This is a genomic window from Polaromonas sp. (assembly GCF_039930745.1).
Lineage (GTDB): Bacteria > Pseudomonadota > Gammaproteobacteria > Burkholderiales > Burkholderiaceae_C > Polaromonas.
Genome location: NZ_JBDTTH010000004.1, coordinates 117,648 through 126,532, shown reverse-complemented (window position 1 = coordinate 126,532; position 8,885 = coordinate 117,648). Strand labels below are relative to the sequence as shown.

Below are 8,885 nucleotides of genomic sequence, written 5' to 3'. Positions count from 1 at the left end.
GAGCGTAGCGAGTTCGAGCTCGACCCCGGCTGGACCGAGCACCGCAGGCTGCCCCGGAGCGCAGCGCAGGGGTCGCAGACAGCAGGGTCGCCTTTTCTTTGCTTACTTTCTTTTGGCGAGCAAAAGAAAGTGAGTAGCCGCCGGGCTACCCCCGGCCTGCTGGAGGTACTACTGAAAATCGAGCAGGTAAAAATGCAGCTAGGTAGCTAGGTTAGGTAGTCAACCCTCACCGCTGGTTCTCACCCCGTATGCGATGGATCTCGGTCGGCGTCACTGCGCTCGCCTGGTGGCCCCAGGCGCTGCGCAGGTAAGTCAGCAGTGATGCGAGTTCGTTGTCGTTGAGCACCAGCACAAACGGCGGCATGCCGAAGGGGCGCGGGTTGCCGGCTGTCGCCGGGGCGTAGCCGCCATTGAGCACGACCTGCACGAGGTTGGCGCTGGACGCCATGGTCAGGGCGCGGTTGCCGGCCAGCGGCGGGTAGGCGCCCGGCACGCCGCGGCCTTGCTCGCCGTGGCATTGAGCGCAATGCTGTTCATAAAGTTTGGCGCCGGCGCGCGCGGCCGGGGTATCGCCGGCTCCAACAGGCGTGGGGCTGGGCACTGCGGTGGGCGGCAGGGCTTTCAGAAAGACAGCCATGGCGCGCAGGTCTGCATCGCTCATATGCTGGGTGCTGTGTAGCACCACTTCCGCCATAGGCCCGAGCACCGAGCCGCGGGGCGACACGCCGGTCTTGAGCAGGGCGGCGATGTGTTCCGGCTGCCAGTCGGCGACGCCGGCCTCGGACGGTGAGGTCAGCGAAGGCGCGTACCAGTTCTGCATCGGGATCAGGCCGCCGGCCAGGTCCAGCGGTGTGCTGCTGGCGCCGAGCGCATTGCGTGCGCTGTGGCAGGCGCTGCAATGGCCCAGGCCGCGCACCAGGTAGGCCCCCCGGTTCCATTCGGCCGTCTGTGTCGCGTCGGTCGCATACCGCCCGGGGTTGAAGTAGAGCGCACGCCACGCCGCTAGTGCGGCCTGCGTGTTGAAAGGCCAGCGCAGGGCGTGGGGCGTGTTGGGCTGCGCCGCGGCGGGCAAGCTCTGCAGGTAGGCGTAAAGCGCATCCGAGTCTTCGCGCGTGACCTCCGTGTAACTGGTGTAGGGAAAGGCCGGGTACAGCAGGCGGCCGTCTTTCGAACGGCCGTTGTGCATGGCGCGCCAGAAGTGGCTGGCGGACCAACTGCCGATGCCCGACCGTGTGTCTGGTGTCAGGTTGCTGGAGAAAACCGTGCCGAACGGTGTGGCGATGCCGCGTCCGCCCGCATACGGGCTGCCACCGCGCGTGGTGTGGCAGCTCATGCAGTTGCCGGCGCGTGCGAGGTAGGCGCCGCGTTCGAGAAGCGCCGGCGAAGCGGCCGTGGTGGCCACAGCCGCTGTGACATCAGGCTCGTCCCGCAGGTTGAGCTGCCAGACCGTGAGGGTCAGCACCAGCGCCAGCACGACGCCCACCACGAGCCAGGTGCGCAGCCGCTTCATGGCTGTCGGCCCGGTGGCGCTGCAGCAGTGCCGCAAGCCGGGACACCCTGGCCTGCTGCGGCGGCCGGCAAGCTGGCAGCCGGTTTGCTGCTGGCCGGCAAGGGCTGGGCCGCAAGCCAGCTGGTGGCGGCGTTGATGTCGTCGGAACTCATTTGGGCCACGATGTTTGCCATGCAGTCCGGCGCGTGGGCGCGCCGTTGCCCGGTGCGCCAGGCGCCGAGCTGCGCGTTCAGGTAATCGCGCGGCAGGCCCATCAGGCCGGGAATGTGCGGCGCCACACCCGTCATGGCCTGGCCGTGGCAGGAGACACAGGCCGGCAGGCGACGCGCGGCATCACCTTGCATGACCAGCGCCTTCCCGCGCTGCAACACCTCGGGCGAAACAGCCGGCGCAGCCGGCGGGGGGTAGGGGAGGTCCAGGGCCGAAAAATAGCTCGCGATTTCCATCAGGTAGGCATCGGATAGCGGATCGACCAGCTGCGTCATCAGCGCGTAGTGGCGCCGTCCCTCGCGGAAATTGAGCAGCTGGTTGTACAGGTAGCCTGCGGGTTTGCCGGCCAGGCGCGGGTAGTAGCCGTCGGGTCCGGCGCGGCCCTGCGCGCCGTGGCAGGCAGTGCAGGCCATGGTGCGCTGGGCGATGGTGTCTTCAAAAGGGGCCGCGCCTGCTGCCGCTGCAGACAGCCATAGGGCAGCGGCCAGCAGTCGGGACAGGCTGGCGCGACTGGGCGTTTTCATGGCGGGAATGGTCGGCTGGCTTGGGATGGAAAGCCTGAATTGTCCTCCGACTTGCCACCGGCGCCGCCCGGCGACCGCATGTCTCGCGCCGTCCTCGTGCTTTCAATAGGAAAAACCACTCAAGCCCTTGTGCAGCAGGCGCAAACAGCTATCAAAAAGAGAGCGGCCTCAGATTCTCGCGAGCCAGCGAGCGATGCGCCGGCAGACCCAGCCGGCGTCATCGTGCGGCAGATCGTGGCCGGCCCAAGGGTGGATCTGGTGGCTTGCCTGCCAGGCGGCGGCCAGGCGCTGCGAACAGCGCGGATCCACCAGCCGGTCGGCGCTGGACGACAACACCAGCACGGGGCAGGGTGGGGCTTGCCGCGCACAGGAAAACCGTGCGGCCGCTGCCAGCTGGCGGCCGGCATTGGCCAGGCTCACCGGGGCCGTGTGCCGGATGTGAACCCATGCCGCGATATCGGCCTCGCGCAAAGCGGTCTCCTGGCAGGTCAGCCGGTGAATGGCGCGTTCGGCGCGGGGCGCATCGTGCCAACGCGCGGCCAGCGTGGCCAACTGCGGCCAGCTGGCGGGACGCAGCCGTTCGGTGAGGCTGTTGAAAGGGCGCATGCTGGTGTTGATGAGGACGAGGCGCGCAACCTCCTCGGGGTAGCGCTGCGCCCAGTCGGCAGCCATCATGCCGCCCAGTGACATGGCCAGCAGGTTCCAGGGCGGGGGAATGCCCTGGTGTTGCAGCCGGTGGCGCGCAAAGTCCACCATGCCGCGTACGGAGGCGGGCGACAACTGGTCGTGGAACACGCCGTTGCCGGGCAAGTCCAGCGTCACGACCTGCCCGCTTTCCAGCGTGCGGGCGAGCCGGTCGGGCAGCGCGTCCCAGTGCCGCGCTTCCCGGGTCAGCCCCCGCAGCAGCACCCAGCTCATGGCGCGCGTCTGGGCCGCCAGTGCGCCATGGCCAGTTGCGTGAGCTGTGCGCGCCGCTCGCCTCCGGGCAGCCAGCTTGGTGCGGCGAAGGCGGCGCGTGTCAGAAAGTCCAGCAGGTCCGCATGCCGGCGCAGCACGCGTTTGACGCGGTGCGCCTTGATCGGGTTGAACATGCCGTGCCGCGAAAAAAGCTGGCGCGGATTTTTGCGAATCCACAGCCAGGAGCCGAGCTCCAGCGTCATCGGCAGGAACACATGGCCGGCTGGCGTTTTGTCGTAGGCGTGGTCCCAGAGGTCGCCGTGCAGCAGGTACTGGTTGCTTTGCGGTTCGAAGCTGTAGTCATGGTGCGGATGCGATTGTTCGAGCATGGTCCTGAGCGCAAACATTTCGGGCAGGTGCGCCATCAGCCGGCGTGTTTTGGCATAGGGAAACCAGATGCTGTCGTCAAAGCCGTAGCCCGAGTGGCAGTCCAGCGCGAGGCTGAAGGGGCGGCTGGCGAGTTGCTCCTGCACCACCCGCAGCAGGGCCGCGCTTTCGGTTTCCATGGGCGCGCCGGGCCGGCCGCAATACCAGGGCAGCAGCGGGCCGAAGGTCTGCCCGCCGGCGAGGAAGGGCACACGGCTCTCGGCTCTTTGCGGTGCATTGCGCATCAGGTCCACGCCGCGCGGGTTGGCGCGTTTGTGTGCCCACATGCCGCCCGGGTTCACGATGGGCATGAACACCAGCCGCACTTTTTGCAACTGCCGATGCAGCAGTTCGTCCCACTCCAGGCGGAACAGCAGCGCACGCATGTAAGCCAGGATCAGCTGCGAGCCTATGCGCTCCAGCCCATGGATGCCGCCAAAGAAGCCGACCGCTGGTGCCCGCGGATCGCTGGCGCCGATGCTGGCGGTGTAGAGCGGAAAAGATGGCCCGCGCGTGGCGATGTCGCCCGCGCTCTGAATGTCGAAGTGCGTGTTTCCCGCCAGCAGAATGGCCTTGAGCTCTTCATGTTCGGCGAAGGTCGCGCTACCGTCCGGGGTGCTGGCCAGATGGGAGAGGTCAAAACCGCCAATAGGCGGGGGCAGAAAGTCCATGTCTCCATCCTTGCACAGATGTTTGACAAAACGATGTGCCGTCGCCGTGTGTTCGGGCTTATTTTGAGGTCGCTATGAAAAGCATAGCTGCTTGCGCCCGAAACTGCTGGGCTGGAGGCTGTTTTGATATCTAGTTTTGCGACCCGGTCAGTCCGGCGCCGCCATCACCAGGTCGGACCGGGGGTAGGCCACGCAGGGCAGGATGAAGCCTTCGGTTTTTTCCTCTGCGCTCAGGCCCGGCCATTCAATGCGGTAAACCACCTGCCCGCTGGCCAGAAGGCAAAGACAACTGCGGCAGGTGCCATTGCGGCAGGAACTCTCCATGGGGATGCCGGCCGCCAGCGCCGACTGCAGCAGCGGCTGCGAAGCCGGCGCGTCAAAAGGCTGGCCCGCGGCGCCGAGGCGGGCCTGGAAAACATCGTCGTCGGGTGCGGCGGGCATGTGCTGGAGTTTAGGCGTCCCAGGCGAGACAGGTTTTGGCAGGGCAATCCGTATGATTTTTCCTTTCACGACAGCTTTTATGTCAGACAAAGGATCCATCAGGTGCAAACATCATTCGAGGGCAAGGTCGCGCTGGTCACGGGCGGCGGCGCAGGCATAGGGCGCGCAACCGCTCTCGCGTTTGCGCAGGCCGGAGCCCGCGTCGTGGTGGCCGACATTGCGGCAGAGGCCGGGCAGGAAATCGTGCGGCTGGTACAGGCCGCAGGCGGCGAGGCCAGCTTCGTCCGCACCGACGTGACGCAGGCGAGCCAGGTACAGGCCATGGTGGCCCACACAGTGGCGGCTTACGGCCGGCTCGACTGCGCCTTCAACAATGCCGGCATCGAGGAAGAACACCTGCGCCTGGCCGATTGCAGCGAAGCCACCTTCGACCGCATCATGGGCATCAACGTCAAGGGCGTGTGGCTGTGTCTGAAATACCAGCTCGCGCAGATGCAGCAGCAGGGCGGCGGTGCGATTGTCAACACGGCCTCGGTGGCTGGCTTGGTGGGTGCGCCCAAGATGGCGGCCTACAGCGCCAGCAAGCATGCCGTGCTGGGCCTGACAAAATCGGCGGCGATCGAATACGCGCGCAAGGGCATACGCGTCAACGCGGTGTGCCCCGGCGTGATTCGAACGACCATGTACGAACGCGCCGTCGCGGCCGATCCGAAGATTGGCGCAGCCGCGGCGCAGATGCACCCGGTCGGGCGCCTGGGCGAAGTCGACGAGGTGGCGGCCGTGGTGCTGTGGCTCTGCTCGGGCGCTGCGTCATTCGTCACCGGGCATGCACACACGGTGGACGGCGGCCTGACGGCAGTCTGAGCCCGGTGGTGCCGGGTGGGAAGCGGAACGCATTTGCTGCGACAATCCGGGTCCCCACACAACGATTCTTCAGAGCGTCTTTTCCATGCCCAGTTATTCAGTCCGGCCCGCCACTGTGCGCGATGCCAAAGCCATCGCCGAAATCAACGACGCTTCCTCCCGCGCCGCCTACAAGGGCCTGGTGCCCGATGAACAGCTGGGCACCCTGTCGGTCGACAAGCGCCAGCAGTTCTGGCGCGACGCCATCGAGTTCATGGAACCCCAGGTGCATGTCGCCACCGACGGCGATCGCCTCGTCGGTTTTGTCGGCTTTGACCGCTCGCGCGACAAGGGAACACCGTCTACCTGCGGCGAAATCTGGGCGATTTATGTGGACCCGGCGCACTGGGACAAAGGTGTCGGCTTGGCCCTCTGGGACGCCGCCAACGACGGCCTCAAGGAAGAAGGCTGCACCAAGGTCACGGTCTGGGTGCCGGTGCGCAACGAGCGCGCGCTGCGCTTTCATGAGCTGGCCGGCTTTAAGCGCGAAATGACTTCACTCAAGACCGTGCTGGTCGGTTCCGTCAAACTCGAGGAAATCCGCCTCAAGCGCGAAGTCGGCTGAGCGCCCGACCCCCGGCTTCATGACGGCATGTCCACGACGCGTTCGTCGTCCGGGATCACCGGCATGTCTTCTTCCGGTGACAGCGGCAAGTCCTCGGTCTCCTCCAGGCCGGCTGCTTCTTCGGGGTTGTTCTGGTTCCGGCGTCCATCGTTGCTGCTGAGGAAAGATGTCATGGTCGTGCTCCGCTTGGCCTGTGGTGAGAGCGCCATGCTGCGCCCCATGCTGCGGCCGATGCTTAGGAAAAGAGTCTGTCCGGCTGTCAGTGCAGGCCGACAGTGCAGGCAGCTGCTTCCTCGGGTTGAGGCTGGTTGATGAACCATATTGGCCTCCAGCCCTTATCAGACATGCGCAAGCAGCTATTTATTTGGTAGCAATCTGGCGCCAGCCTTTTGCACCGGAATGGGGCTGGGCACGCTGCAGGGAGCTGTTGTATTAGCATGGCTTTGACATGACGGCTTCTACCGACACTTCCCGCGGCACAGTCTGCTTCGCGCTGTTTGACACGACCATCGGCTCCTGCGCCATCGCCTGGAGCGAGGCCGGCATTTGTGGCGTGCAGCTGCCCGAGGCCGGCACGCCGCAGACACGTGAACGCATGCGCCAGCGTTTTCCCGGCGCGCAGGAAGCCGTGCCGGTGGGTGATGCACTGGCAGCCGTCAGCGGCGTCACAGCCATGCTGCGCGGCCAGGCGCATGACTTCAGCGCGCTGGTGCTCGACATGCGTGGCGTGCCGGCCTTTCACCAACGCGTGTATGCGCTGGCGCTCGGCATTGCACCGGGCCAGACGCTGACCTACGGCGAGATGGCCGCGCAGCTGGGCGAACCCGGTGCGGCGCGCGCGGTCGGGCAGGCCCTGGGCCGCAATCCGTTTGCGCCGGTGGTCCCCTGCCACCGCGTGCTGGCATCCGGCGACAAGCCGGGCGGATTTTCAGCCGGCGGTGGCGTGCGCACCAAGCTCAGGCTGCTGATCATCGAAGGCGCAATGCGCGGCACGCCCGGCCTGTTCGACTGAGCGCCGGCGCCACCTTGGCTGCTGGCTCCCTTGTCCTACAGCCGGCGCCGTCTGGCGCGCACAGCGGGCCCGTCTTCGCTGCGCGAAAGTGAACCGTGTGCTCCTCCACGTCGTCCGCAGTGGCTTGTGGCGGTGCAGCGTTCATTCCCATAGCCTATTTTTTTGAAGGATCCCATCATGGAAAAATCCAACGGCACCGCCTATCCGACTTCCACTTCCTCATCGGCCGAGAATGCCGTGCTGCGCGGTGTCGAGCAAGCCGGCAACACGCTTCACAGCACGATTGACAAGGTGGCCGACCCTGCTCGCAGTACGGTGAACCGCGCGGCCACTGCCGCGCACAACACCGTTGACAAACTGGCCAACGGCGCCAATAGCGTGGCTGGCAAATTCAGTGACCAGGCACACCGTCTGACTGATGCACCGCTGCAGGCCGTGGATTATTCCAAGGCCTACATCAAGGACCACCCGCTCCAGGCTGTTGGCGCTGCGCTGTTGGCGGGCCTGGTTATTGGCCGGCTGACTGCCAGCCGCTATTGACTTGCGAGCAGCCTGCAGGTGATCAGGCCTGAACCAGCCGCAGGTGCGTGATCTCCGAGGGCGCGCCGAAACGCTTGGGCGGCCCCCAATAGCCGGTGCCGCGGCTGGTGTAAACCCAGAGGCTTTTCAGCCGGTGCAAGCCGGCCGTGAAAGGCTGTTGGAGACGCACGAAAAAATTCCAGGGCCAGAATTGTCCGCCATGCGTGTGGCCGGACAGCTGCAGATCAAAGCCAGCATCGGCAGCTGCTGTTGCGCTACGCGGCTGGTGTGCCAGCAGCAGCCTGACAGCTGCCGCCGCGGGCGCACCGGCCAGCGCTGCACGCGGGTCGCTGCGGTGGCTGGCATCGAAATGCGCGGCGCTCCAGTCGGCCACGCCGGCGAGCACCAGCGCCTCCTGCGCGGGCAGCCGGCCGTGCTGCAGTACCACATGTTCGTTCATCAACACCCGTATGCCCAGGCGCTGCAACTCCGCAATCCAGGCATGAGCGCCCGAGTAGTACTCATGGTTGCCGGTGACAAAGTAGGTGCCGTGGGTGGATGTCAGCCCGGCCAGAGGCGCCACGTGGTGAGCCAGCTCGGTCACCGAGCCGTCCACCAGGTCGCCGGTGACGGCCACCATGTCCGCCTGCAGCGCATTGACCGCGCTCACGATGGCCTGCAGGTAACCCTGCTTGATGGTGGGGCCGACATGGATGTCGCTGATCTGCGCGATGGAAAAACCATGCAGGGCCGCCGGCAGTCCGGCAATGGGCACGTCTACCTGCACCACGGCAGCGGTGCGCCTGGCATTGAAGAAACCGACCAGGCTCATGAACAGGCCCGCCAGCGGAACGGCCACTGCCGAGTTGCTGGCCGCGGCATCGAGCGAAAAAGCGGCAGGAGACACTGCCAGCACGCCCAGGCCGGCCAGCAGCGCCGCATCGCGCAGCAGTGTCAGCACAAACAGCGAGGAAAACAAACCCATGAACAGCATGCCGGTCCAGGCCATGCGGTCCGACAGCGGCTGCGACTTGAAGCGCCGGGCGGTCAGGCCCAGCGGTGTTAGTACGGTGGAGGCCAGCAGAAGCAGGCCCAGCAGAACCTGCACCAGAGGCCAGCTGCTTAAAGATGGCAGCAGGCGCACGCCGATATAGGCGTGCAGGAGAAACGAAAAAAGCAACAGCGGCATGGGCAGACCAGGAAGTGA

Annotated in this window: 11 protein-coding genes and 1 pseudogene; 5 read left to right on the top strand and 7 right to left on the bottom strand. The window is 66.0% G+C overall.

Annotation, left to right across the window (positions count from 1 at the left end):
* A pseudogene (locus ABI660_RS03130) lies at positions 1–210 on the top strand (hypothetical protein); the annotation flags it as partial.
* A 16-nt stretch (positions 211–226) separates the two neighbouring features.
* Here ABI660_RS03130 and ABI660_RS03125 read toward each other — a convergent pair.
* The 5 genes from ABI660_RS03125 to ABI660_RS03105 form a co-directional block, all read right to left on the bottom strand.
* A complete protein-coding gene (locus tag ABI660_RS03125) occupies positions 227–1,510 on the bottom strand; it encodes a cytochrome c (protein WP_348064839.1) in 1,284 nt (427 codons plus the stop codon).
* Complete coding sequence (locus tag ABI660_RS03120; RefSeq protein WP_348064837.1) at positions 1,507–2,244, bottom strand: c-type cytochrome; 738 nt, start codon at positions 2,242–2,244, stop codon at positions 1,507–1,509. Before ABI660_RS03120 ends, ABI660_RS03125 begins: the two co-directional genes overlap by 4 nt.
* A gap of 168 nt (positions 2,245–2,412) precedes the next feature.
* Positions 2,413–3,162, bottom strand: coding sequence for an alpha/beta hydrolase (locus ABI660_RS03115; RefSeq protein WP_348064835.1), 750 nt, complete (start codon positions 3,160–3,162; stop codon positions 2,413–2,415).
* Positions 3,159–4,238 (bottom strand): M14 family zinc carboxypeptidase, encoded by a 1,080-nt coding sequence (locus ABI660_RS03110; protein WP_348064833.1) that lies wholly within the window; start codon positions 4,236–4,238, stop codon positions 3,159–3,161. Before ABI660_RS03110 ends, ABI660_RS03115 begins: the two co-directional genes overlap by 4 nt.
* 147 nt (positions 4,239–4,385) lie before the next feature.
* Positions 4,386–4,679, bottom strand: coding sequence for a 2Fe-2S iron-sulfur cluster-binding protein (locus ABI660_RS03105; protein WP_348064831.1), 294 nt, complete (start codon positions 4,677–4,679; stop codon positions 4,386–4,388).
* Positions 4,680–4,781: 102 nt separating this feature from the next.
* Between ABI660_RS03105 and ABI660_RS03100 the strand changes: the two genes are divergently transcribed.
* Both ABI660_RS03100 and ABI660_RS03095 read left to right on the top strand, forming a co-directional pair.
* Positions 4,782–5,543, top strand: a complete 762-nt coding sequence (locus tag ABI660_RS03100; RefSeq protein WP_348064829.1) for an SDR family oxidoreductase — start codon at positions 4,782–4,784, stop codon at positions 5,541–5,543.
* An 85-nt stretch (positions 5,544–5,628) separates the two neighbouring features.
* The gene (locus tag ABI660_RS03095) at positions 5,629–6,147 is read left to right on the top strand and encodes a GNAT family N-acetyltransferase (RefSeq protein ID WP_348064827.1); all 519 of its coding nucleotides are present in this window, start codon (positions 5,629–5,631) and stop codon (positions 6,145–6,147) included.
* Positions 6,148–6,164: 17 nt separating this feature from the next.
* Here the strand turns inward: ABI660_RS03095 and ABI660_RS03090 are convergent, their stop codons facing one another.
* The gene (locus ABI660_RS03090; RefSeq protein WP_348064825.1) at positions 6,165–6,320 is read right to left on the bottom strand and encodes a hypothetical protein; all 156 of its coding nucleotides are present in this window, start codon (positions 6,318–6,320) and stop codon (positions 6,165–6,167) included.
* A 275-nt stretch (positions 6,321–6,595) separates the two neighbouring features.
* Here ABI660_RS03090 and ABI660_RS03085 point away from each other — a divergent pair, with 275 nt between their 5' ends.
* Together ABI660_RS03085 and ABI660_RS03080 are read left to right on the top strand one after the other, a co-directional pair.
* Positions 6,596–7,159 (top strand): methylated-DNA--[protein]-cysteine S-methyltransferase, encoded by a 564-nt coding sequence (locus tag ABI660_RS03085; RefSeq protein ID WP_348064823.1) that lies wholly within the window; start codon positions 6,596–6,598, stop codon positions 7,157–7,159.
* A gap of 177 nt (positions 7,160–7,336) precedes the next feature.
* Positions 7,337–7,699 carry a hypothetical protein gene (locus ABI660_RS03080; RefSeq protein ID WP_348064821.1) on the top strand — a complete coding sequence of 121 codons (363 nt, stop codon included), beginning with the start codon at positions 7,337–7,339 and terminating at the stop codon, positions 7,697–7,699.
* A 22-nt stretch (positions 7,700–7,721) separates the two neighbouring features.
* Here ABI660_RS03080 and ABI660_RS03075 read toward each other — a convergent pair whose 3' ends face one another.
* A complete protein-coding gene (locus ABI660_RS03075) occupies positions 7,722–8,867 on the bottom strand; it encodes a metallophosphoesterase (protein WP_348064819.1) in 1,146 nt (381 codons plus the stop codon).
* Positions 8,868–8,885 lie beyond the last annotated feature (18 nt).

Coding starts and splice junctions, on each gene's coding strand:
- ABI660_RS03125 (WP_348064839.1), bottom strand. CDS start 1,510: ATGAAGCGGCTGCGCACCTGGCTCGTGGTGGGCGTCGTGCTGGCGCTG.
- ABI660_RS03120 (WP_348064837.1), bottom strand. CDS start 2,244: ATGAAAACGCCCAGTCGCGCCAGCCTGTCCCGACTGCTGGCCGCTGCC.
- ABI660_RS03095 (WP_348064827.1), top strand. CDS start 5,629: ATGCCCAGTTATTCAGTCCGGCCCGCCACTGTGCGCGATGCCAAAGCC.
- ABI660_RS03110 (WP_348064833.1), bottom strand. CDS start 4,238: ATGGACTTTCTGCCCCCGCCTATTGGCGGTTTTGACCTCTCCCATCTG.
- ABI660_RS03105 (WP_348064831.1), bottom strand. CDS start 4,679: ATGCCCGCCGCACCCGACGACGATGTTTTCCAGGCCCGCCTCGGCGCC.
- ABI660_RS03090 (WP_348064825.1), bottom strand. CDS start 6,320: ATGACATCTTTCCTCAGCAGCAACGATGGACGCCGGAACCAGAACAAC.
- ABI660_RS03115 (WP_348064835.1), bottom strand. CDS start 3,162: ATGAGCTGGGTGCTGCTGCGGGGGCTGACCCGGGAAGCGCGGCACTGG.
- ABI660_RS03075 (WP_348064819.1), bottom strand. CDS start 8,867: ATGCCGCTGTTGCTTTTTTCGTTTCTCCTGCACGCCTATATCGGCGTG.
- ABI660_RS03080 (WP_348064821.1), top strand. CDS start 7,337: ATGGAAAAATCCAACGGCACCGCCTATCCGACTTCCACTTCCTCATCG.
- ABI660_RS03085 (WP_348064823.1), top strand. CDS start 6,596: ATGACGGCTTCTACCGACACTTCCCGCGGCACAGTCTGCTTCGCGCTG.